Source organism: Legionella sp. PATHC039 (genome assembly GCF_026191275.1).
Classification (GTDB): domain Bacteria; phylum Pseudomonadota; class Gammaproteobacteria; order Legionellales; family Legionellaceae; genus Legionella; species Legionella pneumophila.
Genome location: NZ_JAPHOP010000002.1, coordinates 136,972 through 160,646 on the forward strand (window position 1 = coordinate 136,972; position 23,675 = coordinate 160,646).

Sequence of the window (23,675 nt, forward strand, 5' to 3'; positions counted from 1 at the left end):
CAGGAATTCAATGGATTGAACATTTTTGTAAAAATCTGTCCACAACAGATAAAGATGTGGATTATTCAGGATGGTGGTGACGCATGGACAAGGAAAACACCGATTCGCCTTATCAAATGGGGCATGATTTTATTTCTTATCAACTGGATTGTTGGCAGCGTTCTATTTTATTTTGGGATACCTTGCGTGAACGCGCCAATAATATGATGGAGCACGAACAACAAGGGTTGCCACCACTGCTTAATTTCAAATATGAATTAGTTTTGGATGGGAAATCATTGGAACCCAAAACCAATTATGCATTGGTTAAAATTCTTGAGGTCGGTGATGTGTGCTTTGAAGAGTGTTTTGATCCTCATGCTCATCCGGTGATTATTGTGGATCCCAGATCAGGCCATGGGCCAGGGATTGGTGGTTTCAAACGGGACTCTGAAGTGGGCGTAGCACTTCATAGTGGTCATCCTGTGTATTTTGTTATTTTTTATCCTAATCCTGTGCCTCATCAAACGCTCGCCGATGTCCTGATGACTTTGCGCCATTTTGTTGAAAAAGTCCAAGCCTGGCATGAAGGTAAAGCCCCCATTCTTTATGGCAATTGCCAAGCCGGTTGGATGCTGGCTTTATTGGCCTCTGATTGCGCGAGATCGGTTGGCTTGACAGTCATGAATGGCTCACCGGTTTCTTATTGGTCCAACAGCGAAGAAGAAGCCAATCCCATGCAGTTATTAGGGGGACTCTTGGGTGGCTCCTGGAGTGCCCGTTTTCTATCGGATTTAAAAGAAGGGATCTTTGATGGGGCGTGGTTGGTCTCTAATTTTGAGTTACTCAATCCCACCACAGCCATTTGGGATAAGTATTATGGCTTATTTGATGAAATTGACACAGAGCAGGAGCGATTCTTGGAGTTTGAACGCTGGTGGAATGGGTTTTACCAATTTAGCCAGGAAGAGATAATGGCCACCGTGAATAATCTTTTTATTGGCAATCAACTAGAGCGCGGTGAAATGCGGATTCATAAAGGATGTGTTTACGATTTGAAACGCATTCAAAGCCCTATTGTTCTCTTTGCTTCCCAAGGCGATCAAATTACCCCACCGAGGCAGGCTTTACATTGGATAAGAACAATTTATCCTACGACACAAGCATTGAAGAAGGCCAAACAGCGAGTGGTGTATCTGCTTCATCCTTCCGTTGGGCATTTAGGAATCTTTGTATCGGCTAAGGTCGTTCGTTTGCACCATCGTGCTATTTTAGAGCATAGTGATGCCATTGAGCAATTGCAGCCAGGGCTTTATGAAATGATAATCGTTAACCCAACAGGCGATCCCGATTGCAGTAAAGAACAATATCATGTGCGTTTTGAAGCGCGCGAACTCACAGAACTTTGCACAACGAGCTCCACGCAACAGTTTGACAAGGTTCGTCAAACATCCGAAGCCAATGACTCGATTTATCAAAAAGTTATCCAACCTTCCGTGCAGAGCTTAAGTAATCCTTTTTTATCCTGGTGCCTTGAGAAAACGCATCCCATGCGCCTAAGTCGCTATGTGTTTTCTGAAAAAGTGAATCCGCTGATGAAAGCAATCGAACTATTAAGCCCACCCATTCAAGCCAATCGCCGCATGGCTACACAGAGCAATTGTTTTAAAAAAATAGAGCATGGTGTTGCGCAGATGATGAGGGATTCGTTGGAATCCTCCCGAATCATGCGTAATGACGTGATGGCAAATTGGTTTGAAGCCCTTTATAAGGATCCCGATTAACAGGCGAGGAAATTAATTCATGGAGCGTATGGCATCAAATTCCTCGTCAAGGTTCATTTCACTCTCTAAGTCCGCTTCATGAACCCCTTTCTCATCAAAAAGAGGGTTAGTTTCTCGAGCTTTTTCTTCGTAGTCATTCTCTACAAAACAATCCTTAGCGTTCATAACAATTCCTTCAAAATGATTGTTCTTGTCCTTGCCAACGACTAAAGACAACCCGGTTTATTGTTGCTATTTTCATCTCTGACATTTAGCATAACGGATACGATTCAATGAACAAAAATAAGAAATAAAAAGGGGTCAACTGAATAGCCATTTGGCTATTTTTTTATAAGAAGAAACGAGGGAATGGGATGTTGGTTCCCCAAACTGGAATAAGGAACGCATCGACCATGATAGAAATTATCCCCAATTGGCACCCCATTTTTGTCCATTTTACCGTGGCCTTATTTACTGTTTCGGTGATTCTTTATGCCCTAACCTATGTATCCTCTTACATTCATTGGAACACCAAGCCATTGATTGTCGAATTGGAAATTGTGGCGCGTTGGTGTTTATGGCTGGCCGCATTGAGCACGATGACCACCGTGTCCGCTGGGTTTTATGCCTTTTATACGGTAAAACATGGTGCTATGGCGCACGCCGTAAAAGTGATTCACCGCAACTGGGCACTGGCTACTGCAAGTGTCATTTTACTTATGGCGTTTTGGGTTGTTTGGCGTTATATTAAACACCAAAAACCGACGCTGCTCTTCTTAATGGCTTTATTCCTTGTGCAAGTGCTGTTGCTCACAACCGCTTGGTATGGGGCGGAATTAGTCTATCGGCATGGGTATGGTGTTTTGCCTGTCACAGCAGAAAAGACGGTATCACCGCATTAATACGATTTTTATGGAAGGATGGAAACATGTTACAAAAGGATTTGCGTTGTTCAATTAGGAATTATTGCTTTATTTTTTCCTTTTTACTGCTCGGTTCTTCTGCTGTGTTTGCCCAGCATGAGCAACATGGTGCCTCAACACAACCGTTAACTTCCTCGAAGAGTACACCATCTCAATCGAAACCTGCACAATACAAAATGGAACAACCTACCACTAAAAAACAATCTCCTAAAGCGGTGACGCCTCTAACTATTACAGGTGGAGCAAAGCGTACGGTTAATTTGGTGGTTGCTTATAAAACGGTGAATTTTGCAGGCAAACCAAGACGCGCCATTGCTGTTAATGGGCAAATTCCAGCACCGACGTTGCATTTTAAAGAAGGGGACGATGTCACCATCAATGTGTATAACCATTTGGATGAGGGAACGTCCATTCATTGGCATGGTCTTTTAGTCCCTTGGCAAATGGATGGGGTGGACGGGGTGAGTCAAAAACCAATTCCCCCAGGAGGCGTGTTCCATTATCGCTTTAAGCTTTACCAACGAGGGACCTATTGGTACCATGCCCATGCCAAGGTTCAAGAACAAGAAGGCTTATACGGGACTTTTATTATTGACCCGCCTAATCCTCCAAGCTATCACTACACCAAAGATTATGTGGTGGTGTTATCCGATTGGAGCAACACCCCTGCGGAACAAGTACTTGCGAATTTAAAAAAAGACGGCGACTATTACGGTCCTCGATTTCCCCTACAACCCTCGCTTATGAAGTTTCTTCATGATTATCGTAAAGCGTCATCCGAAGAGCGTAAAAAATTAATTGCTGATTATAAAATGATGCAACAAATGCGCATGAGTATCTATGACTTAAGTGACGTGGCGTATGATGCGTATTTATTAAATGGTCACCCTAAATCTCATCCTTGGACCGCCCCTGTGAAAGTAGGGGATAGGGTGCGGCTACGCTTCATTGGCGCAGGAGCAAGCACCATCTATCGTGTTAAAATTCCTGATGCCAAAGTGGAGATGGTGCATATTCAGGGAAATGATGTAACCCCCTATCCCATTGAGGATTTTTGGATTGCACCAGGTGAAACCTATGATATCCTGGTGACCATTCAAAAAAACGAGCCTTACATTATTTATGCCGAGTCGATTGACACGCTGGGCAAAGCGTATGGGGCTTTAGTGACTCATCCTAATCAAGTCGTCAACTATCAGCACGTGACTCCTTTCCCTGAGCCACTTCCTGTCACAAGAGAAATGATGGCCAACATGATGCAGTCTATGAATAGCGGGGGGATGAGTGGAAATCAACAACACGCCTTGATGAACAAAAAAACATCATCAACGGCGATGAAACCCTCCATGACCATGCCTTCGCACTCTCAAGCAATGAGTTCGCAAAGTGCTAATCATTCGATGTCCTCTAAGACTATCCAAAAGAAAATGGACAATGCATCCAATCATTCCGCTCACACCTCATCAATGAAGTCCAAATCCTCATCGACCTCGATGAACAAGAGTATGGACATGCCAGGTATGAATCATGGGGCAATGAGTCAGAGTAAGACGCCTAACTCTGCTCAAATGAAATCTGACCCCTCGTCGACCTTAATGAACAAGAGCATGGCCATGCCGGGCATGAATCATAGCGCAATGGGTCAGAGTAAGAAGTCTCACTCTGCTCAAATGAAGTCTGACTCCTCGTCGACCGCAATGAACAACAGCATGGCTATGCCGGACATGAATCATAGCGCAATGAGCCAGAGTAAGACATCTCACTCTGCTAATGACATGTCTATGAATAGGAACATGAAGTCAGATAGGCCTATGGAACATGGCATGTCGATGAATGATTCCATGAACATGCAGATGCCTATTGAGCCGACCATCATAGGCGATAAAATAGAGCCGCCTGATTCAGCAAAAGCCACCACCTTAGGAACCAAATACCAAGAGTTAAAAGCAGCAGTGAAAACCAATAATCCGAATAAACCAGTCGATGGGATTATTAAAATGGAATTGTTTGGTTATATGGACCGTTATATCTGGTTTATTAATGGCCTACCAGAATACAAGGCCAAACCGATTTTGATTGAGCCAGGCAAGCGTTATCGGATTATTTTTACCAACAATTCGATGATGCGTCACCCCATGCATATTCATGGTCATTGGTTTATTTTACGCAATGGTCATGGGGCTTACGATCCCTTATTACATACCATTGAGGTGGCTCCAGGAGCTACTGCCGTTGCCGATTTTGATACTGAAGCCAGCGGCCAATGGTTTTTCCATTGCCACCATCTTCTGCACATGACCGCAGGCATGGCGCGGGTATTTCAATACACCACCATCATTGAGATTGCCAAAGGCACTCGAAAGCCAGACAATTACGCCTATCAGCAAGCCTACATCAATCGGCCGGTCGTACGAGAAGACGAAGTCATGCCACTGGATGCTTCTCTCATCAAACACCCCGCAGGGCATCATCAAGGTTTCTATCGTTCAAGCTATATTGAACTCGGTGAAGATCCTTTTCATAATGCTCAGGAAATGACGTTTAGAGGCCTCTATGGCCCAGATTACAATAAGCTCCAGTTGTATACTGAGGACGCTGAAATTTATAAAGGAACCGTTGAAAACGCAGATATCGATGTGTTCTATTGGCATTTGATTAGCCAATTTTGGGCAGTTAAAGGAGGAGTCAATTATTTTTATCGCCCCGGAGGCCCTTATTGGCAACCTGGTATTGGTATTGAAGGGTTAATGCCTTGGTATATTGATACCAATATTAGAACGTATTATCGTGATGGCAGTGTGAAGTTTGACATTCAGTTAGCACGGGCTAACCAACTGACCAATAACTTCTTCTTCCTCACTGGGCTTCGCAGCATTCTGGCCACTCATACCGTCGTCAAAAACGAGATTGGCAATGGCTTAAACCAAATGCGTTACATCCTTAGGCCTTATTATCGTCTTAAGCCAGGGCTTAATATTTTTACAGAGTACGAACATGATGAAGAATATGGTGCTCTTAAGAGAATTCTTCGAAGTCAAGGAGAGCCTACCACTCAAGATACAATCACGTTAGGAGTAGCTGTTCTTTTTTAAACGGTCACGTGAGTTGCTTATACCAGGATACTGGAGTCCTGGTGCACTAGATAAAAGTACCGGTTTAAGCCCACGCTCTTGCTCATGGGTTTGAAATTATTTTGAGTTCAGAGTAGGCCAAATAACAAATAGTTAGTACCCATGGTTTGTCCAGAAGAAACCTCGTGAATGCACTAATTGGAGGAATGTATGTATTTAGATGCTCTTTCACGGCTTGATAAGGCCGCTTCATTTTGTCGTATTGATTCCGAAGCTTTAGAGAAACTGAAACACCCTAAATCCTGTCTGGAAGTATCTCTCCCAGTTCGGATGGATAATGGTGAATTAAAAATTTTTACAGCTTATCGAGTCCATCATAATGACAGCCGTGGTCCTATGAAAGGGGGCATACGGTTTCATCCAAAATTGGATTTAGATGAGATAAAAACTCTTGCATTATGGATGACAATAAAATGCGCTGTCGTCGACATCCCCTTTGGTGGTGCAAAAGGTGGGGTAATTGTTGATCCAAAACAATTATCTCGCATGGAGTTGGAGCGATTAAGTCGAAGCTACATTGAGTTAATAGCGGATTTTATTGGACCAGACAAAGACATCCCTGCTCCTGATATGTATACCAATGAGATGATCATGGGCTGGATGATGGATGAGTATGCCACCATTGTTCGGCAAAATAGTCCAGCGGTAATCACAGGCAAGCCTATTTCTTTGGGAGGGTGCTTGGGGCGTGAGGGTGCGACCGGTCTAGGTGCCTACTATTGCATTAAAATTCTTGAAAAAAAGAAAAAATGGCAGTCTTCTGAGCTACGAGTTGCTGTTCAAGGATTTGGTAATGCGGGACAAAGTATTGCTAAGCTGCTTTACGACAATGGCTATAAAATTGTTGCGATAAGTGATTCGAAAGGAGGAATTTATAATACCAAAGGCATCGATATACCTCGCATGATTGAAATAAAAAACAGCTCTAAAGAGGTGCAGTCCATATATTGCAAAGAGTCTGTTTGTAAACTTGCGAAGGATGCTACCATTACGAATGAAGAGTTATTGGAACTCGATGTCGATTTACTTATCCCAGCTGCTGCACAAAATCAAATTACCCAAGAAAATGCAGCCAGAATTAAGGCGCCAATAATCATTGAAATTGCAAATGGTCCAATAACCTTAGAGGCCGATGCACTATTGCAGAAAAAGGGAGTATTAATTGTACCCGACATATTAGCCAATACGGGTGGGGTCATCGTAAGCTATTTTGAGTGGGTTCAAAATAAATCAGGTTATTATTGGAGTATGGAAAAAGTTCAAGAAGAATTACAGACTATCATATCCCGTGAATTCAAGAATATTTGGCAGCTGATGGAACAATATCAAACAGATATGCGGCAAGCGGCATACATTCATGCCTTGAGTCGATACGATAAAGCAGTTACAGCCCAAGGAACTCGCGGATATTTTTCAAATTTAAGCCTAAGCCTATAAGGAGAGTTATCCTGCTTGAATTTCATGCCTCTTCTTACTGGGGCTCATTGTCCTATTATTGGTGTTGATTGGGGTATTAGGCTTACTCTCCCCAAAGATTAGAAGGTCCTTCCCCACGTCTTTATGACGGTGACTGATTTACCTGACTGAATATATTTGGCACAAAAAAAACCTCTTAACAACATGTTAATACAGTACCACGCATCAAGAGAATGAGCTCCCTTCTTCTTAATGTCCGCTGCCATGCCCGCCTTGCCAGCCGTGTCCACCTTGTCCACCGTGATGCCAGTTTTGTTGGTGCCAATTTTGATGCCAGTTATGATGCCACTTGTAGTGGTATTGAATCCAATGCCATCTATGTCCATCCCAATGCCACTTACCATGTCCACCATGAGGTGTCCAATGAGGTGGATGATGGACACTGGCAGCCAATATCATAGAACCTAATTGGGAATCATTTTTGACTGAGGTATCAAAAGCAGCGGCTACAGCAGTTGAGCCTATCAAAGCGGCTACAGCAACAAACCGCTTCAACGTCTTTAAAGTCCACATATTGCCGCTCCTTGTAAAGGATGTGATAGCGTTATTTCTAAGCTAGTCTAAATCCAATACTTATCAATCTAAGTATAGACAAGATAGCACTTTAGTTCGAAATTTGAACAATATATGGGTGATACTTTACTGGCGCAATCTTTTATCAGGATGGACTATACTAATAAAATTTAATGAGCAAAGGAGGGCACATCATGTCGCCTGAACCTAAGCATCACCCGCAGTCATCAAAACCACAAAAAGAGATGCACTTTTGGAGTTCTCCTTCTGGTATGGTGGCCATCATCATTATTGGGATTATTGGCTATTTCTTGATTGTAGAGCATGGTGCTCACATTGCGAGTTTTCTTGGGGCTTCGCCTTTTTTGCTGTTAGTCTTACTCTGTCCACTAATGCATCTGTTTATGCATAGAGGACATGGAGGTCATGAAGAGGAGCATCATCATAAGTCTGATAATGAGGACGACTCGTCTGAGGATAAGGATTAATCGAAAATGGAACATACTTCGTATGCCTATGGTTTGTGGTTATTGGTCATTGTCAATTCGGCTATTTTCATTTTGTTTGCGTACAGTTTTACCACCACGTTTAAAACAAGGCGAGATTGGCGCGCCTTTGGTGCTTTTTCTGCGTTTGTCATCGCTTATTTTACCGAAATGTATGGTTTTCCTTTAACCATTTATTTTCTGTCAGGATGGCTTTCTAAATATTATCCTGGAGTAGATTTATACGGTCATGACAGTGGTCATTTACTCCATACCCTGCTTGGCTTGAAAGGTGATCCCCATTTTGATGTCTTTCATATCTTAAGTTTTGTCTTCATTATCGGCGGTCTTTGGATGATTGCATCCGCCTGGGGTACTCTTTATCGTGCTCAAAAGAAGCATCAACTTGCAACCAGTGGGCTGTATGCCAAAATTCGTCATCCGCAATATGATGGGTTTATTCTGGTGATGATTGGTTTTTTATTGCAATGGCCAACCATTCTGACCTTAATCATGTTTCCTATACTGGTTTATATGTATGTTCGTCTCGCACGTAGGGAAGAAAAAGAGGTTTTGGCGGAGTTTGGTGAGGAATATCAACGCTACGCTGCGGTTACTCCTGGGTTTATACCTCGTTTTGGTAAACAACAAGACAGTAAAGGAGGTGCACCATGATGTTTATGTTTCACAGTGCCGAGATGCTCGGCCTTATCGCAATAGCGCTTGGAATCATGTTGGTCGTCTGGGCATTACGTAATGAAGGCAACAGTACTGGATTAAGCAAAGTATTTGGATGGCTGATTGTCATTATTGGGATTTTAGGGGAATTATGCAGTTCTTATTACGCAATTAAATACTGGTATGCAGGCTATTTCCAGATGCCAATGATGTCAGGTGAAGCATTCCTATTTCATGTGGCTCAGATGTTGTCTTTGATTGCTATAGCGTTTGGTATTATTTTGGTTGTCTGGACTTCACGTCACGAAGGTTTCGGTATTTCGTTGGCAAAAGTTTTTGGTTGGCTCATCGTTCTCTTTGCGATTTTAGGAATGATTTGTAGTGCTTATTATGCCACTGTGTATTGGCATAAAGGATATATTCAAACGCCTACTGGTATGCCTCTGTTGATGCAACATCAAATACCGATGCAGAAACAGTCACCCAATCAATAGTCCTGGTAAGTGCCATAATAAATTGTTATGGCACTTACAATTTTCCATTGTAGAGAAGGAGTCCCTCAATGATGCTTATAAAACCCAACTCCTTTAATATCAGTCCACAACGTGGTTTGGTGGCAAAGGAAGCATTGATCGACACGGGCTTCATGCTCATGAGCCACTTTTTTTGAAATCATATTAAAATGCTCCATATAATGACTGGGTGGCGCTTGGTGGCATTGAGCACAATCCATTGAACTCGGAGATGGGTGCCTAAATTCAGAGAGGCTCCAATGAGCCGTTTCATGACAAGCAGAACAATCGTCGCCAAATAACTTAAAGTGCTTGTCCTTGTTTTGATGACATGAGGCGCAGCGTAAAGTCAGTTCTTGAGGTGATGAATGGGGGTTGACCCGTAATGTGGACTTATTGGATTCGTTCTGCGCTAAAAAGAGCATAACTTGATTAATAATCAACTGTTCTTCTTCATCATTTGCATTTGAAAAGGCACGAAGTTGCTGAAGTCCTAACGAAACCAAAGCATTGTGATCCATCTGGGTGATACGTGCTGTTCTGCCCTGGTGCTCTCTATGACATTCAACACAACTGCCTATGTTGGCATGAAAGGAGGTCGGCTGGCGTTTTAACAGAGATTCGTTGTTGGCATGGCAGACGTTACAGTTCGCTGCCTCAACCCCTTTCACAGGCGTATGACATGCAGTGCAGTTGTGACTTAAAAACGAGTGGGCTTTGGAAAGTTCTCCGGGGCTTGCCATTCTTTGCCACTCCGCTACGTTCGTCAAACTGCTCACCTCATCTCCATGAGAAGACAGATAATAGGCCATAAAAGACAGTGCCGCGATTACGGTAAGGGCAGCGAGGGTAGCCCAACTCAGCTTCATTGAAACCACCTTAATCCAAAATAAATTCCAGACCAAACGTGCAAACCCAGCAGAACATACAATACCAGTGCTGTAATAATGTGACAGGTTAACCATTTTTGAAACAGGCGCTTGAAGTGCTCGTGAAAACGAATGGCGTATTCCAGCTCAGAGATGGCATCTGCTAAACACAAAGCGCGTACTTCTGCTGACTTGATTAACTGACCATCCAGTGCGGTGTCTTCAAGAAGCCAGGAAAGAAAGCGAGCTGTCATAAGATGTAATTTCCCGATGTTTTGCTTGGGGTGTGCGCTTGCTTGTAATTCTTGAGCTACGATTTGGTATTGCTGTTGTAATCCCAAGAGGATTGTCTTTTTTTCATCGATTTCCTGAGTCATAAAGCCCATGAGATAACGGCCAATAAAACCACTGAGCGTGACAATGAGCGTCATAGCAGTCAAAGCAATGCCTAGCGCGCTATTAAATTTATGTCCTGTATGAATCAAGACTAAAATCGAGCCGATAATACCTGTGTAAATATGCCACGACAACAGCGTATTCATGGACACATAGTGTGTTACCCAATTTTTCAAAAATGAAATGCGTTTAACAAAGAGGTAGAGGAGCGGAATCAGCATCAATATCGAGCCACTCACCCCAAACACACCACCCCAAAAACTCCCGGCAAAACGAGAAGACGTATGGACTGCAAAGCCTAGCCATGTAATAAGCATTAGAAGTACTAACCCCAAAACCATCATACGTCCTTGCGCATTCATTAAGCATCCACCTCAATGTTTTGAGTCGCTTTGGCCTGACAGGCTAAGATAAGCCCCTGTTGTTTGTCTTCCTTGGAAAGTGCATCTTCACAAGCCATGGTCACTTCCCCCGACAGCAATTTCACTTTACATAACCCACATTGCCCGGTTCGGCACGCATTATCAATCGCTATCCCATTGGCTTCAGCGATTTCAAGAAGGGTACGGTCCGGCAGAATTGGAACCATTTTTTCGGATTTCCTAAACGAAACCATCGCACGGGTATCGGCTTTGATGAAGTCTTCTTGGACTATTTCTGGTTTCTTTTCTGGTCCAAATGCTTCTGTTAGAATCAAATCAGCGGGCACGTTAAGCTCTTTTAAGATACCAAGGATAGCTTCCATCATCGCAGGAGGACCACAAACGTGGATACGATGAGAGGCAATATCAGGGACAAGATGGCTGATGATATTCTTGGTAAATAGGCCTTGTAACCCCATCCAAACGGTTCCCTCTGAACGCAGCATCGACGCATACACATGGAGATTCAGGTATCTTTCTTGAAGTTGCTCTAATTCTTCGCGAAAGATAAACTCACTCGTCGTGCGACAACAATACAGCAAATAAATGTCATTGTGCCATCCAATATCGGTGAGATAGCGGATGATACTCATCATGGGGGTAATGCCGACCCCGCCACAAATCAGTACAATGCTCTTTGCCTCTTCCCCAGTAAAAGTAAATTTACCATTAGGTCCCATCACCTCCAGTAAATCCCCTTCCTTAATTTCGTCATGCAAATAACGGGAAAACACGCCTTGTTCTTCCCGCTTGACCGTGATGGCACAATAATGCAATTGGGTTGGGGTGGACGCCATGGTGTAACTGCGTCTTATCGTTTTACCATTAATTAAGGCGGTGAGCGTAATGAACTGGCCAGGATAATAGGTAAATGGCAAAGCCACCTCATGGGTTGATGCCAAATGATACGTTTTGATTCCTGGTGCTTCTTGAAAGATACGGCAAACACGAAGTTGTCCTTCCCATTTCTCTTCCGGTTCGGTGAGCGATCTCATGACCGGAAATTGGGGGACTGGACATTTATGCGCGGGGCAGGTAGGAGGGGTAGTTGGGGCTGTTTCTGATGGCACTTTAGAAGCTTGAGAGGATTTAATGGGCTCCACTGATGTTAAGGAAGGGGTTGGTTCAGGTGTTTTTGAGAATTGGGGTGAGGTATCCAAAGGAGCAGCCGTATTTTGTTGGATTAAGCGATCGAGCAAAGCAGCCGCTCTTCTCATTTTGAAAAAATACATCCAAATCATGACCAAAAAAAACAGAGCAAATAGCGCAATAATCGTTAAATGAAAAAAAGGCCCCCCTAAGACATTCTCGGCTTGCGGACTAGTTGGAAGAAGATTCATTTCTCGTTTAAACCACTGCAAGGCGATGTCGCTTGGATTTTTTCCTTCAGAAAGGGCGCGAAGTGCGGCCAGTGCACTCTCATATTGCGCAATCCCTTCTCGTAATTTCTCTAAAGCTTCCTGCATTTTAGCGTAATTGTTAGTGCTGGATGCCAACAAAAGCTCGTTAAGCCCACCTTTCATGAGCGCGATGCCTGAGGTGATGCGCTGGTGTGCCTTTTGTTGAATTTCAAGGCGTTTTTCAGGGGATAATGTGGGTAAACTCATTAAAGAAGGGTAAAGCTCCTTAGAGGGAGTCCCTATATTTTTCATCATGCCACTCATTCCCTCGCCTTCTTTCTCCTTTTCTCCTGGATGATGTGCGGCATGCTCATCCGCTGTGGGTTGTGCAAAGGAAACAGAGGCCATCGCCAACAGGAAAGAAATGGATAATGTTCGAACCCATCGAAGTAAGGTAAACTTTTTAGTGTATTGAAACAGCATCCTTTCTCTCCAAAAGCTCACTTAACATGACGATTCAAAAAATGGTTAAAGTGGAGCAGTCTGCACGAGTGTTTTCCCGCCTCATATGAGTTTATTCACTATTCTGTAACCGATTTCCAATCACTCGAAAGGGATGACTACGAATTTATAGAAAATTCATTTCATTGATTAGAAACCCAGTCCAATCAGTATATTATAGTTTACCTTGTCTTTCTATGTGAGCTCATGACCAATAATCGCTTCGGCGCTTTGTACAATATTCTGAATTTCTTCGGTAATTTCTTCTTGGCGCAGTAAATTGAGACGATGGTTTAATGCATTTTTTTTATTTTCTAAGCGATCTAATGCCTGGTTTAAGTGAAACAGTCTTTGATGATTCTCCGCAAAAAACGATTGATATAAAATCGAATAACACATGGCCAGTAAATAATGCTCCACCAAGTCAGCGAAAAACTGGTCTTTGGAACCATTCAAAACGGGTGGCACAGAAAAATAAGGCGCAGGACTTGTATCCAACTCTTTAAAGGGTTGCCAGGTTTTTGCTTGAATTTGATTGTGCTCTTCCTCATTGAAGAGAATAGTCCATTGCCAAGAATGCCATGTCTTATTTCTTTGCAATAAGGCTTTTTCTAATGTTTGTAACACGTTTGAAATCACGTCTGGGATTTCTTCAATGGCATTGGGTCCATCGATTGTTGCTATGACACGAGGGTCATTAGGCATTTTTAATGCCAGTTTATGCCCTACAAGAATGAGTGCTGGTTCCAATTCAGAATGGTGCTCTTTGTGCACGTCTAACTGATGAAGCACATTATCATTAAAAGAACCACAAAAGCCGCGTTCTGAGCCAATAAGAATAGAAACTAAGGGAGGATTTTCTTGTTGATTCATGGGGGGCATGGGATAGAAACTTAAAAAATCATGACTCACCTCACTAATGGTTTTAATGACGTTGTCCTGCATGGAAAGACATTGAGTGATTTTGCCCAGTTCAATTAAAGAAAGATTTTTCATGGCCGTCATAATGTGGCCAATTTCTTCTAAAGTATGAAGATGTTCTTTGAGTTTGGTTCGTTTCGTCATGATACCATCCGGGTATTAAGTGATACTCATTGCTTTGGAGTGGATAATGAGTCCGTTCTATGCCATTAGCCATTCTTTTATCGCTTTTTCCCATTGTTCTCGTGGGTTTCCCAAGGATAAAGTGCTCTGTTTTATTTCTCCCTCTATTTTTTTGAGAATTTTGGGGATGTCTTCTAAATTCAATTCGTCAAAGAAACCCTCATTGTAAGCAATTAGCCATGCGAGTTGAAATTCAATGGGTAGTGGTGAAAAACGTTCTTGTTTTAGAATTTCTCTTAAAATTCTCCCTTTTTGAATCTGCTTTTGCATTTTGGCATCCAGTTTCGCCCCAAAGCGGGTGAACAGTTCCAAATCAAGAAATTGCAGGTAATCAAGTTTCATTCGACCGGATTCTTTTTTAATTTGTGGATGCTGCGCTTTACCACCGACTCGTGAGACCGATTTGGTGATATCAATGGCGGGAAGAAATCCAGAAGAGAATAAGGATTCATCAAAAAAGATTTGCCCATCGGTGATGGAGATGAGATTCGTTGGAATATAAGTAGCCATTTCACCTTCTTTGGTTTCAATAATAGGCAACGCGGTCATACTGCCGCCGCCCATAGCAGGGGAAAGACAGGTGGAGCGCTCTAATAAACGGGAATGCAGATAAAAAATGTCCGCAGGAAATGCCTCACGTCCAGGAGGTCTACGCAGTAAAAGGGACAGTTCACGATAACTATTGGCATGAGCACTCAAATCATCATAGACCACCAGGGTATCTAAGCCCTTTTTCATCCAGTGCTCGGCAATGGCGCACCCTGCAAAAGGAGCTAGATAAAGTAATCCTGGTAAGGCCGTCGCTTGGGCCACCACAACAGTCGTATAGTCCAAGGCATTGGCTTCTTTTAATAATTGAATGGTAGAGCTTACTGTAGAACGTTTTTGGCCAATCAACACATAGACACAATACACATTTTTATCTTTTTGATTCATCACAATGTCAAGGGCTAAAGCACTTTTACCAAGCCCATTATCCCCAATCAGTAACTCCCTTTGTCCTTTTCCGATGGGAATTAGATTATCAAGCATCTTATTTCCCGTGTACAATGGTCGATTCACAAAGTCGCGGTGAAGAATAGGTGGGGACAGCCTATCCAGTAATCCTTGTTCTTCATGGGGCGGAATCTCACCGCCGTCTAATGGATGGCCTAGAGGATCAATCACCCGCCCAAGCAGTTTATCGCCTACTGGAATACTCAATACGCGTTTCAGAGGAAAAATAGGGGTGCCTGCCTTTAATTTTTTGGTTTGTACCAGCATCACAGCGCCAACCAGATCTTCGGTGAGATGGAACACCATGGCAATACAGCACTCATCTTCTGAAATAAGAATTTCATCGATGGCAGCCCTTGGTAAGCCCTTAATCCAGATAATCCCATCTCCAACAGAAACCACCCGCCCTTGTTCGGATACCTTGATTTGAAATTGATAGCGCTCAAGGCGTTGTCGTTGCTTCTCAAGAAAAGAAGGGGTGTTAGGCCAATTCATTTTTTGTCTCTGTAAAGAATTTTAATTCATCACGAAGATTGGCTTGCAAGCACATGGGGCCCATTTGCAGGGTTAATCCCGCGAGAAGCTTTGGATTTTCCGTGAAACAGACGGTAAGTTTTTTAGGCGACAATTGTTCAATGACTTGCAAGAGATCCTGTTTCTGATGTTCTTGGATGGGGTAGGCCGTTTGTATCGAAATGGTTTCTTCTTCCGGCACAGTATTGAGCCATTGCCATTGTTCTACCGGAAAATGATTCAGATCCTCAATGGTTTTTTTAATGATGTTCTCTTCAAGATGGGCATCCGCAAAAGGCATTAACAATTTTTCAGCAAATTTCCCAGCCAATAGAAACGCTTCCTTGGCATTGTTTTCAATGGTGGCTGCGGCTTTTTGCATTTCATGGGAAAAAACCTGCTCTTTTTCTTGACGCAATTGTTTTTCAAACCGGAGTCTTTCTTCTGATTTCCATTGCTCCATCGCCTCATGCCACTCGTTTTGTAGGGTCGCTTTCTCTTGTTGCCAATCGGCAAGGCGATGTTCATAGGTTGTTTGCAATTGCGTTGCTTGCCTGTGCAGTGTTTGTGCAGTCTCTAATTGTTCTTGCACTCTTTTTTTTCGTTCTAATATGGTTTTTTGTATGGGCTCATAAAGAAAGCGTTTCAAAATCCAAATGAGAATAAGAAAATTAATGAGTTCTAATGAAAAAGTGGTCCAAGAGAGTTCCATTGGTTTTATCCCTGTTGCGTTACAAAATAAGACAATAATGGATTTCTAAAGAGGATAATCAAAACAATCACCAAACAATAAATGGCTAACGACTCGATCATGGCCAAACCAATAAATAAGGTTCTGGTGATGGATTTTTCGGCTTCAGGTTGCCTTGCCAAAGCATCTAAGGCGTGACTAATCGCGCGCCCCATGGCCAGAGCTGGCCCTATAGTTCCTATGGCAATGGCTATTGCTGCAATAACGGTTGACGCTAAACTAAACCAACTTATGTCATTCATAACGATTCTCCTTGGCTTTTAAGCTCATGGGCTTGAATGCCCCCAGCAATGTAAATTAAGGCCAGCATGCCAAAAATATACGCTTGGATGATGGCTTCAATAATATGTAAAATGAGTATTGGAATAGGAACTAAAAATCCGGCAATCATGAGGACAATCAGGGCGGTTAATTGCAAGCTCATGATATTACCAAACAAGCGGACGGCCAATGCTAAGGTTCGAGAGATTTCGCTGATTAAATGAAAAGGCAATAAAAAAGGAGTTGGCTTAATATAATGTTTCAAATACTCTCGCCACCCCTCGGCACGAATTCCAAACCAGTGTACCGATAAAAAAGTTATTATCGCAAGGGATGCCGTCACCGATAAATCCGCCGTTGGTGAATAAAATCCCGGGATAACACCGATTAAATTGGAAACAAGGATAAAAATCCACAAGGTGGCTACAAAAGGAAATATCAACTCAACGTGGTTGGGCAATACTTCTTTTATCGCATCGTACATGGTGCTCAAAACACCCTCCCAAAGGAGTTGGTACGTGCTTGGCTGTAGGAGAGAGCATTTGTAAGTGGTACTCCATGCCATGATGAATAAGGAGATCATAATGAACCACGTGGTTAAGACGCTTTGTGTGATGGGTAATCCACCGATTGAAAAGGCAAAATGCGCTAAGAATCCTTCTTCTCCCACGGTTAGTCCTTAATTAAAAGATACACGTTAATGGCACCAATAATCACCCCAAGGAGGATTAAATTGATGGTCCAACTCATGGAATACCCTTTTATTTTCTCATCGAGCCAAACCCCGAGATAGGCTCCTGCAATGATGGGTAACACAAAAACAAAGCCTAAAGTACCCAGGTAAACTGTTTGGGCTAATAACGTTGATTTTCCCTTTTTAGCTTTATTGATTTTGCGGACGTTTCGTTTCACTTGTTGTTCCAGTTCCTTGTTTGAATTTTTAAATTCCATAGCTGTTCTGCCGGTTTAATTCCCATAAACGCTTTAACATTTCTTCATCCAAACGATGCACGCTTTCTTTAGTGCGCAATAGATTGTTTTCTTCCCAATGTAATTCTTCCGCCAGGACCCTTTGTATGGCTTGGTATTCTTTATGGCGCACATAATGTCGTGTCGCAATATGCAATTGATTGTCAATGAAATAAACCACGGCACCTGGCAATGCTAAGTATTCCGTCTCTTGATTTTCATCACGAAACCAGGCCAAGCCGAATTTTAAGCACGTCATCATTCGGCTATGATGAGCTAAAATTCCAAATTGCCCAGAAGCATCCTCACCCACAAAACTGATGACCTTATCGATTTTTTCATATTGTGTGGCACTCTTAAGATGGATAGTAAAAAGCTCCATGTCCGTCGTTATCTCCCTTTATCCATGGCACCTCTCATGTAACACTCTTCTTCTGAAAATTCATCGTAATCGCCTCTTAGAAAGGATTCGCAATCGGTTAATGTGTGTTCTAATGAAACCGATTTCCCTTCCATTCCTGTTTGAAGCTTGGTGACATGAAAGGGTTGGCTAAGATAGCGCTGCAGTTTACGTGCTCTTAACACAATAGCACGGTCTTTAGGAGAAAGCTCTTCAATCCCCATCATAGAAATCATGTCTTCTAATTCTTGATAATGTTCAAGGTGTTCTCGTACGGCTTGTGCAATGGAATAGTGTCGCTCGCCCAATAGGATTTTATCCATAAATTGACTCTTGGAAGCTAAGGGATCTACGGCGGGATAAATGCCTTTGCCTGCTTGTGCGCGAGAGAGTACGATGATGGAATCCAAATGAGTAATAATCCCGGTCACCGCCGGATCGCTCATATCATCAGCCGGAACATAAACCGCTTGTACCGAAGTCACTGCTCCTTTGGCAGTCGATGTCATGCGCTCTTCAAGTTCCGCTATCTCAGTCATTAAGGTGGGTTGATAACCGACACTGGCCGGCATTCGGCCGAGTAGGCCTGAAATTTCACTGCCGGCTTGCACAAAACGATAAATATTATCCACAAGAAAAAGAACCTCATGGCCCAACGTATCACGCAAATATTCCGCATAAGTTAATGCCGATAACCCTGTGCGAAAACGCACTCCCGGTGATTCGTCCATTTGACCAAACACCATGAGGGTTTTATCCATTACGCCTGCGGATTTCATCTCATGCCACAATTCATGTCCCTCCCGAATACGCTCGCCAACACCAGCAAAGACGGAGGTTCCTTGATGCAATTGAATAATGGCATGCATCAATTCCATCAGGAGTACGGTTTTTCCAACTCCTGCACCACCAAACAATCCCGTTTTAGAGCCCCTGACGAAGGGACAAAGTAAATCAATGACCTTAATTCCTGTCTCAAGAATGGTTTCTTGAGTGCTCGTCATTTGAAGTGGTTCTGATTTGGCTAGAACATCACGATATTCATTGGTTTCTAATGGTGGGCCGCCGTCTAACGGCTCACCAAAAATATTTAAAAGGCGGCCCAAGCATTCTTTTGAAACGGGAATTTGTAACGAAGTGCCTTGGTCATAAACTATTAAACCTCTTTGCAATCCTGAGGCACGGTGGAGCGTGATGGCTCTCACATGATGCTCATCAAGGTGCTGACACACTTCCAAAATGTATTCATCACTGTCCGTGTAAGTTTTAAGAGATTGATGCAAAGGAGGCAGTACATCACAATGTATCCTGACAACAGGGCCATTGATTTCGATTATCCTGCCGATGGGAGTTCCATGACTTTGAGCAACAGCCGTGTTTTTATCCATCATTTTCCAATTGTATTCATGACCCATGAATTAGGTGTCGTCCTATTCTCTCTATTTTTACATCACTTTATGGAATTTTAATATAACAGAGTTTGAAAACAGAGAGCAAAATGCTAATTAATAACAGCCCGCCTCAAATCTAAAAAACAAAAGCTATGTAGGAGGTCTCATCAATCTGCACACCCATGTCACTGGGTTATATGATGATACACCAAACCATCCCTTTATAGAGTTCAATGAAATAGGTAGGCTCTGAATAGGCCAATCTTAATGGGCTACTGACAATAGGGCTCTTAGACATCTCATAAGAGCTCAGGTGATTTGAGTCAATTACCCTAGGATAGGCCTCTCTTATAGAGGAGTTATTGGTTTTTCATCATGGGACATCCCATCATTTGCCTATCCATCATCATCTGCATCATTTGCGTCATCATTTGCATCATTTTCATACGTTGATCCATCATCTCGGGTTGTTTTGCTGTATCATCGTGCATACTTTGCATCATCTTCATGCCTTTTTGCATGGTGTGCATGCCTTCTTCCATCATGGGCATTTGTGTTTGCATCAACGATTTCTTTTCTTCCGTTGTTTTTGCATTCATAAGCTTATCATGCATCTCCTGCATTTGTTTTAGTGCTTCTTGCATTTGCTTCATTTCGTCTTGCAGTTGGGTTGACTGCTGATTAGAGCTTTGCATTCCCATATTATTCATTTGAGAACCAGAAGGCATATCTTCTGCGAAGAGTGGCGTGGCAACCAAGCTGCAAGCGGCCAATAAAATGAACGCATTCCTTTTTAACATAATGAAATCTCCTTATTATTTTTTCAATGAATTGTTTGGACTGAACATCCTACTATAGCACTACATGAACAGGGGATGAAAAGCAAAAAACATACTTGTTCATGTTAATGCCAACCTATTCCTCCCGTGTTGTGTCCTTCATAAGTATGAGAAACACGGTGTGAATTATTGGTCGTTGTTGATGGGGCGCAAGAGATCAACAAAAGTATCGCGCTCATTATCCCAATAACTGCTTTAATAAGTCTCTGCTTTGGCATATCTATGCTCCTTGCAATGAAATAAAGTGAGAGAGAATCAATATAAAAACAACCCACCTCATTTTATAAATCATTTATATAATATAGCACCGTTTAGAAATACGCAGTGCCAGTCATGACTACTTGTTGAAAAAATCAGTTGTCTTTTGGAATAGGGAATCTATACCTCCCCAAGCTTAATATAAGTTCAAATTATTATTTGAATTCACTGCCAAGGATGTGAATAGATGTTGGAGTTAAGGAAGACGATAAGTAGGGTATTTAATTATTGCGAAGATTCTACCATTCTTTTATGAAGAAATTTTAAGATGATTCAAAAGGTAACATGCCAGTTAAGAAGCGATTTGGTGGCTATCATCACCACAGACATGGGCATTGACACCATTAGAAATGATCCAATGAACACTCATTATTAGTGATAATTAATGCCTGATATCGTATGAAAATATTGAGTATACGAAGACAAGTACTTTTGTTATAACTTTATTAATTTTCCTTATCCTGCAGGCATTTTTTACATGGGTTTTTATTTCAATTTTCCACTTCTTTATCAAGCATTAGATTAGCCCCTTACTCATCATGGTTTATGAGGCTGAGTTTTTAGTTATTTTCCTCTTCAAGCTCACATAAGTTGAGGGCGGGAACAACTCATTTGGTGTGACATCTAATCCTTTAAGAATTTTTAGAAGATTTAAAATGGTTATATTGGCTTCGCCACGTTCCACAGTCCCGTAGTAACCCCGATTCATTTCGATGAAATTGGCAAAACCCTCTTGAGAAAAACCTTTCTCTTTTCTGATTTTGCGAATTTGCTTGCCTAGTACAATTAAGTCGGTTTGTTTTTTCATTCAAAAAGCATATGTGCTATGCTTCATATATAGCCACACGGTATGTCTATCATTTTTGAGTTTTGTTTAGGAAATGGTAATAAAATCCTATTTTGTTATTTTTAACATTGTTAATTTTTAACACGGTAAATAATCGTTATTTGAACTATATTGATACGATTAGGAGAAGAAAATAATACCTGACTCACTGGATAGTTATCAGGAATTAAAGTAGGTTAGAGTTCTTTAGTTAAATTGAGCGGACTCATGAGGAATTCATCTGTAGGTAAACCAATTTTAGTATTGAGAAATGACGTGCTACTTAATTAAAAGGGATTTAAAGATTTGTTTTATGCTGGAGACCATAGATGAAAGGTATCGTTTTTACCTCCTTAAATAACATGATTATAGAACAATTTGGCATAGAAACCTGGGACCAACTCGTATCCTCACTAGACCTTCCAAGTGGTGGAAGTTATACAGCAGGCGGCACTTACTCGGATACAGAACTTCAGCAATTGATTCAGGCCATTGCGAAGAGGACCAATCAGCACGCTTCTGTTTTTTTAGAGGCCTTTGGTGAATACATGTTTCCTATCTTATCGAGTAAGTACGCAATTTTTTTAAAAAAGGACATGACATTAAAAGAATTTTTAAAAAGCATTGATGGAACAATTCATGTGGAAGTAGAAAAGTTATACCCAGATGAAACATTACCTACCATTAGCTATGAAGAGCCTGCTGCAAAACAATTGGTTATGTTATATCGATCACATAGAAGGCTCTGCCATTTTGCAATAGGTCTCATCCAAGGAGCCGCTCAACATTTTAAAAAGAGAATTACCATTAAGCAGACTCACTGCATGTTAAAAAAAGATGATCATTGTCGTTTGGAGATTACCTTTGAGTAATGAGAACAAAGCAATATTTGAGCGCTCTTATTATCGCGAAAGAAAAGCACGCGAGGAAGCCGAATTATTGTTGGAAAATAAGACAAGGGAACTTCATTTACTGAACCAGGATTTGGAAAAAAAGAATGCTGAACTGCTAAAAACGCTAAAAGATTTAGAAAGCGTACAAAAGAAATTATCGAAATTAGCCCATTTTGATGTATTAAGCCGATTACCCAATCGATTGCAGTTTGAACTGGATTTAAAACGTGAGATTGCCAGGTCAAAAAGATACGGTCGTCATCTGGCTCTGTTAAGCATCGATTTGGATTTTTTTAAAAATGTGAATGATCGCTTTGGTCATGATGTCGGTGATGGTCTATTGCGTGAAGTAGCGAAGCGTCTTTGCTCAAGTCTTCGCGAAGAAGATTGTGTGGCTCGATTAGGAGGAGATGAGTTTGCTGTTATTTTGACAGAAATTAATAATCCACAACAGGCAAAATTAGTGGCCAATACTATGATTCAAAAGATGGGTCAACCATTCCTTATTAAAGGTCATACCGTCATGATTGGACTAAGTATAGGAATTGCTTACTTTCCTGATGCCGGTGAGGAGGCAGTAACCCTTCGTAAGAATGCCGATATTGCTTTATACAACGCCAAAGAATGTGGTCGAAATAATTGCCAAATCTTTACACCGTCTCTTAGAAAACAATATTCAAAACGCTTGGGAATAGGGACCGAGTTGCATCTTGCTTTGGAGCGACAAGAGTTTTTTCTCGTTTATCAGCCTCGGGTTGACTTAAAAACGAATTCTATGGTTGGGATGGAGGTCTTATTGCGTTGGCAACATCCCAAGCGAGGTGTTGTTTTTCCTGATGAATTCATTTCCGTTGCAGAGCATTTTAACTTGATTATTCCAATTGGTGAATGGGTCTTACGAACCGCGTGTAGGCAGTATGTGGATTGGAAAAAGAGTTACGCTCCTTTCAACTGCACCCTGGCGATTAATATTTCGCTTCATCAATTTCAACACAAAGGGTTTATTTCTTCTGTGAAGCACATTTTACAAGAATATCAAATGCCATCGGATTGGTTAGAGCTTGAAATTACGGAAGCAACGGCAGTCAATTTTTTGGGAAAGATTGAAGATACATTAAGTACGCTTCGCAATATGGGGGTAAAGCTTGCTTTTGATAATTTTGGCTCAGGCTATTCTTTTTTATCTCACTTAAAAAATTCACCAGTCCAATCCATCAAACTGAAACAAACCTTAATTGAAGATGCTCATCTCAGAGAAAATGATAATTTAATTATCAAATCGACGATTGCTTTGTCGCAAGAATTAGGATTGAATGTGGTGGTGGGTGGTGTCGAAACAGAAGAACAACTCAATTTTTTACGGTCAAGTCACTGTTTCGAAGTGCAAGGTTATTACAGCAGTAAACCGTTAACAGTAGGACAGATGACGCAATTTATCGAGGAAAGGAACTCCAAAGGGCTGTAGCTTTATGTTATTTCATTCCTA

At 41.9% G+C, this 23,675-nt stretch carries 25 protein-coding genes; 9 read left to right on the plus strand and 16 right to left on the minus strand.

Translation table 11 applies throughout. The features are described from left to right. Window positions 1–83: 83 nt before the first annotated feature. Window positions 84–1,763 carry a DUF3141 domain-containing protein gene (locus OQI99_RS15925; RefSeq protein ID WP_058393165.1) on the plus strand — a complete coding sequence of 560 codons (1,680 nt, stop codon included), beginning with the start codon at window positions 84–86 and terminating at the stop codon, window positions 1,761–1,763. Window positions 1,764–1,775: 12 nt separating this feature from the next. Here OQI99_RS15925 and OQI99_RS15930 read toward each other — a convergent pair whose 3' ends face one another. Beyond that, window positions 1,776–1,928 (minus strand): hypothetical protein, encoded by a 153-nt coding sequence (locus OQI99_RS15930; protein ID WP_021460683.1) that lies wholly within the window; start codon window positions 1,926–1,928, stop codon window positions 1,776–1,778. Window positions 1,929–2,116: 188 nt separating this feature from the next. Between OQI99_RS15930 and OQI99_RS15935 the strand changes: the two genes are divergently transcribed. From OQI99_RS15935 to OQI99_RS15945, 3 genes are all read left to right on the plus strand, one after another. After that, complete coding sequence (locus tag OQI99_RS15935; protein ID WP_031297968.1) at window positions 2,117–2,644, plus strand: DUF2231 domain-containing protein; 528 nt, start codon at window positions 2,117–2,119, stop codon at window positions 2,642–2,644. Window positions 2,645–2,670: 26 nt separating this feature from the next. Further along, on the plus strand, window positions 2,671–5,757 hold the full coding sequence (locus tag OQI99_RS15940; protein WP_021460681.1) for a multicopper oxidase domain-containing protein: 3,087 nt from the start codon (window positions 2,671–2,673) through the stop codon (window positions 5,755–5,757). A 189-nt stretch (window positions 5,758–5,946) separates the two neighbouring features. After that, window positions 5,947–7,233 (plus strand): Glu/Leu/Phe/Val family dehydrogenase, encoded by a 1,287-nt coding sequence (locus OQI99_RS15945; RefSeq protein ID WP_011946137.1) that lies wholly within the window; start codon window positions 5,947–5,949, stop codon window positions 7,231–7,233. A 228-nt stretch (window positions 7,234–7,461) separates the two neighbouring features. On the opposite strand, the gene OQI99_RS15950 is transcribed toward OQI99_RS15945, so the two are convergent. Then, window positions 7,462–7,785: a hypothetical protein gene (locus OQI99_RS15950; protein ID WP_021460680.1), complete on the minus strand. Its 324-nt coding sequence runs from the start codon at window positions 7,783–7,785 to the stop codon at window positions 7,462–7,464. Between the two features lie 194 nt (window positions 7,786–7,979). On the opposite strand from OQI99_RS15950, the gene OQI99_RS15955 reads away from it, so the two are divergent. Genes OQI99_RS15955 through OQI99_RS15965 form a run of 3 tightly spaced genes read left to right on the plus strand, consistent with a single transcriptional unit; the run spans window position 7,980 to window position 9,442 of the window. Continuing rightward, window positions 7,980–8,273 carry a DUF2933 domain-containing protein gene (locus OQI99_RS15955; RefSeq protein ID WP_021460679.1) on the plus strand — a complete coding sequence of 98 codons (294 nt, stop codon included), beginning with the start codon at window positions 7,980–7,982 and terminating at the stop codon, window positions 8,271–8,273. A gap of 6 nt (window positions 8,274–8,279) precedes the next feature. Beyond that, complete coding sequence (locus tag OQI99_RS15960) at window positions 8,280–8,945, plus strand: methyltransferase family protein (protein ID WP_021460678.1); 666 nt, start codon at window positions 8,280–8,282, stop codon at window positions 8,943–8,945. Further along, complete coding sequence (locus OQI99_RS15965) at window positions 8,942–9,442, plus strand: hypothetical protein (protein ID WP_021460677.1); 501 nt, start codon at window positions 8,942–8,944, stop codon at window positions 9,440–9,442. Before OQI99_RS15960 ends, OQI99_RS15965 begins: the two co-directional genes overlap by 4 nt. A 65-nt stretch (window positions 9,443–9,507) precedes the next feature. Here OQI99_RS15965 and OQI99_RS15970 read toward each other — a convergent pair whose 3' ends face one another. The 14 genes from OQI99_RS15970 to OQI99_RS16035 form a co-directional block, all read right to left on the minus strand. After that, window positions 9,508–10,329 carry a hypothetical protein gene (locus OQI99_RS15970; protein WP_021582716.1) on the minus strand — a complete coding sequence of 274 codons (822 nt, stop codon included), beginning with the start codon at window positions 10,327–10,329 and terminating at the stop codon, window positions 9,508–9,510. Further along, on the minus strand, window positions 10,326–11,087 hold the full coding sequence (locus OQI99_RS15975; protein WP_021460709.1) for a hypothetical protein: 762 nt from the start codon (window positions 11,085–11,087) through the stop codon (window positions 10,326–10,328). The genes OQI99_RS15970 and OQI99_RS15975 overlap by 4 nt, the downstream gene beginning before the upstream one ends. Beyond that, window positions 11,087–12,970, minus strand: a complete 1,884-nt coding sequence (locus OQI99_RS15980) for a 2Fe-2S iron-sulfur cluster-binding protein (protein WP_021582717.1) — start codon at window positions 12,968–12,970, stop codon at window positions 11,087–11,089. The genes OQI99_RS15975 and OQI99_RS15980 overlap by 1 nt, the downstream gene beginning before the upstream one ends. 213 nt (window positions 12,971–13,183) lie before the next feature. After that, window positions 13,184–14,053, minus strand: coding sequence for a F0F1 ATP synthase subunit gamma (locus OQI99_RS15985; protein WP_021460706.1), 870 nt, complete (start codon window positions 14,051–14,053; stop codon window positions 13,184–13,186). Between the two features lie 57 nt (window positions 14,054–14,110). Next, window positions 14,111–15,583 (minus strand): F0F1 ATP synthase subunit alpha, encoded by a 1,473-nt coding sequence (locus OQI99_RS15990; protein WP_021582718.1) that lies wholly within the window; start codon window positions 15,581–15,583, stop codon window positions 14,111–14,113. Next, window positions 15,570–16,313, minus strand: a complete 744-nt coding sequence (locus tag OQI99_RS15995; protein ID WP_021460705.1) for a F0F1 ATP synthase subunit delta — start codon at window positions 16,311–16,313, stop codon at window positions 15,570–15,572. The genes OQI99_RS15990 and OQI99_RS15995 overlap by 14 nt, the downstream gene beginning before the upstream one ends. A 5-nt stretch (window positions 16,314–16,318) precedes the next feature. Next, window positions 16,319–16,594 carry a F0F1 ATP synthase subunit C gene (locus tag OQI99_RS16000; protein WP_011946148.1) on the minus strand — a complete coding sequence of 92 codons (276 nt, stop codon included), beginning with the start codon at window positions 16,592–16,594 and terminating at the stop codon, window positions 16,319–16,321. After that, window positions 16,591–17,244, minus strand: a complete 654-nt coding sequence (locus tag OQI99_RS16005; protein WP_237758685.1) for a F0F1 ATP synthase subunit A — start codon at window positions 17,242–17,244, stop codon at window positions 16,591–16,593. The genes OQI99_RS16000 and OQI99_RS16005 overlap by 4 nt, the downstream gene beginning before the upstream one ends. A gap of 41 nt (window positions 17,245–17,285) precedes the next feature. Continuing rightward, window positions 17,286–17,564 (minus strand): AtpZ/AtpI family protein, encoded by a 279-nt coding sequence (locus OQI99_RS16010; RefSeq protein WP_011946150.1) that lies wholly within the window; start codon window positions 17,562–17,564, stop codon window positions 17,286–17,288. Beyond that, complete coding sequence (locus tag OQI99_RS16015; RefSeq protein WP_058393158.1) at window positions 17,554–17,964, minus strand: F0F1 ATP synthase subunit epsilon; 411 nt, start codon at window positions 17,962–17,964, stop codon at window positions 17,554–17,556. Before OQI99_RS16015 ends, OQI99_RS16010 begins: the two co-directional genes overlap by 11 nt. An 8-nt stretch (window positions 17,965–17,972) precedes the next feature. Continuing rightward, entirely contained in the window at window positions 17,973–19,397 is a 1,425-nt protein-coding gene (atpD, locus tag OQI99_RS16020; RefSeq protein ID WP_058393157.1) for a F0F1 ATP synthase subunit beta, read from the minus strand. Between the two features lie 335 nt (window positions 19,398–19,732). Continuing rightward, window positions 19,733–20,173 (minus strand): substrate of the Dot/Icm secretion system, encoded by a 441-nt coding sequence (locus OQI99_RS16025; protein WP_021582720.1) that lies wholly within the window; start codon window positions 20,171–20,173, stop codon window positions 19,733–19,735. 104 nt (window positions 20,174–20,277) lie between these two features. Beyond that, entirely contained in the window at window positions 20,278–20,430 is a 153-nt protein-coding gene (locus OQI99_RS16030) for a hypothetical protein (protein ID WP_165481402.1), read from the minus strand. Between the two features lie 584 nt (window positions 20,431–21,014). After that, the gene (locus tag OQI99_RS16035) at window positions 21,015–21,278 is read right to left on the minus strand and encodes a helix-turn-helix domain-containing protein (RefSeq protein ID WP_015961459.1); all 264 of its coding nucleotides are present in this window, start codon (window positions 21,276–21,278) and stop codon (window positions 21,015–21,017) included. Between the two features lie 347 nt (window positions 21,279–21,625). Here OQI99_RS16035 and OQI99_RS16040 point away from each other — a divergent pair, with 347 nt between their 5' ends. Both OQI99_RS16040 and OQI99_RS16045 read left to right on the plus strand, forming a co-directional pair. Then, complete coding sequence (locus OQI99_RS16040) at window positions 21,626–22,168, plus strand: heme NO-binding domain-containing protein (RefSeq protein WP_021460711.1); 543 nt, start codon at window positions 21,626–21,628, stop codon at window positions 22,166–22,168. Further along, window positions 22,134–23,654: a putative bifunctional diguanylate cyclase/phosphodiesterase gene (locus OQI99_RS16045; protein WP_031297987.1), complete on the plus strand. Its 1,521-nt coding sequence runs from the start codon at window positions 22,134–22,136 to the stop codon at window positions 23,652–23,654. The genes OQI99_RS16040 and OQI99_RS16045 overlap by 35 nt, the downstream gene beginning before the upstream one ends. Window positions 23,655–23,675: the final 21 nt, after the last annotated feature.

What these genes read in the sequence shown, in the direction of transcription:
- OQI99_RS15925 (WP_058393165.1), top strand. Translation starts at nt 84, where the DNA reads ATGGACAAGGAAAACACCGATTCGCCTTATCAAATGGGGCATGATTTT.
- OQI99_RS15930 (WP_021460683.1), bottom strand. Translation starts at nt 1,928, where the DNA reads ATGAACGCTAAGGATTGTTTTGTAGAGAATGACTACGAAGAAAAAGCT.
- OQI99_RS15935 (WP_031297968.1), top strand. Translation starts at nt 2,117, where the DNA reads ATGTTGGTTCCCCAAACTGGAATAAGGAACGCATCGACCATGATAGAA.
- OQI99_RS15940 (WP_021460681.1), top strand. Translation starts at nt 2,671, where the DNA reads ATGTTACAAAAGGATTTGCGTTGTTCAATTAGGAATTATTGCTTTATT.
- OQI99_RS15945 (WP_011946137.1), top strand. Translation starts at nt 5,947, where the DNA reads ATGTATTTAGATGCTCTTTCACGGCTTGATAAGGCCGCTTCATTTTGT.
- OQI99_RS15950 (WP_021460680.1), bottom strand. Translation starts at nt 7,785, where the DNA reads ATGTGGACTTTAAAGACGTTGAAGCGGTTTGTTGCTGTAGCCGCTTTG.
- OQI99_RS15955 (WP_021460679.1), top strand. Translation starts at nt 7,980, where the DNA reads ATGTCGCCTGAACCTAAGCATCACCCGCAGTCATCAAAACCACAAAAA.
- OQI99_RS15960 (WP_021460678.1), top strand. Translation starts at nt 8,280, where the DNA reads ATGGAACATACTTCGTATGCCTATGGTTTGTGGTTATTGGTCATTGTC.
- OQI99_RS15965 (WP_021460677.1), top strand. Translation starts at nt 8,942, where the DNA reads ATGATGTTTATGTTTCACAGTGCCGAGATGCTCGGCCTTATCGCAATA.
- OQI99_RS15970 (WP_021582716.1), bottom strand. Translation starts at nt 10,329, where the DNA reads ATGAAGCTGAGTTGGGCTACCCTCGCTGCCCTTACCGTAATCGCGGCA.
- OQI99_RS15975 (WP_021460709.1), bottom strand. Translation starts at nt 11,087, where the DNA reads ATGAATGCGCAAGGACGTATGATGGTTTTGGGGTTAGTACTTCTAATG.
- OQI99_RS15980 (WP_021582717.1), bottom strand. Translation starts at nt 12,970, where the DNA reads ATGCTGTTTCAATACACTAAAAAGTTTACCTTACTTCGATGGGTTCGA.
- OQI99_RS15985 (WP_021460706.1), bottom strand. Translation starts at nt 14,053, where the DNA reads ATGACGAAACGAACCAAACTCAAAGAACATCTTCATACTTTAGAAGAA.
- OQI99_RS15990 (WP_021582718.1), bottom strand. Translation starts at nt 15,583, where the DNA reads ATGAATTGGCCTAACACCCCTTCTTTTCTTGAGAAGCAACGACAACGC.
- OQI99_RS15995 (WP_021460705.1), bottom strand. Translation starts at nt 16,313, where the DNA reads ATGGAACTCTCTTGGACCACTTTTTCATTAGAACTCATTAATTTTCTT.
- OQI99_RS16000 (WP_011946148.1), bottom strand. Translation starts at nt 16,594, where the DNA reads ATGAATGACATAAGTTGGTTTAGTTTAGCGTCAACCGTTATTGCAGCA.
- OQI99_RS16010 (WP_011946150.1), bottom strand. Translation starts at nt 17,564, where the DNA reads ATGGAATTTAAAAATTCAAACAAGGAACTGGAACAACAAGTGAAACGA.
- OQI99_RS16015 (WP_058393158.1), bottom strand. Translation starts at nt 17,964, where the DNA reads ATGGAGCTTTTTACTATCCATCTTAAGAGTGCCACACAATATGAAAAA.
- atpD (WP_058393157.1), bottom strand. Translation starts at nt 19,397, where the DNA reads ATGGGTCATGAATACAATTGGAAAATGATGGATAAAAACACGGCTGTT.
- OQI99_RS16025 (WP_021582720.1), bottom strand. Translation starts at nt 20,173, where the DNA reads ATGTTAAAAAGGAATGCGTTCATTTTATTGGCCGCTTGCAGCTTGGTT.
- OQI99_RS16030 (WP_165481402.1), bottom strand. Translation starts at nt 20,430, where the DNA reads ATGCCAAAGCAGAGACTTATTAAAGCAGTTATTGGGATAATGAGCGCG.
- OQI99_RS16035 (WP_015961459.1), bottom strand. Translation starts at nt 21,278, where the DNA reads ATGAAAAAACAAACCGACTTAATTGTACTAGGCAAGCAAATTCGCAAA.
- OQI99_RS16040 (WP_021460711.1), top strand. Translation starts at nt 21,626, where the DNA reads ATGAAAGGTATCGTTTTTACCTCCTTAAATAACATGATTATAGAACAA.
- OQI99_RS16045 (WP_031297987.1), top strand. Translation starts at nt 22,134, where the DNA reads ATGATCATTGTCGTTTGGAGATTACCTTTGAGTAATGAGAACAAAGCA.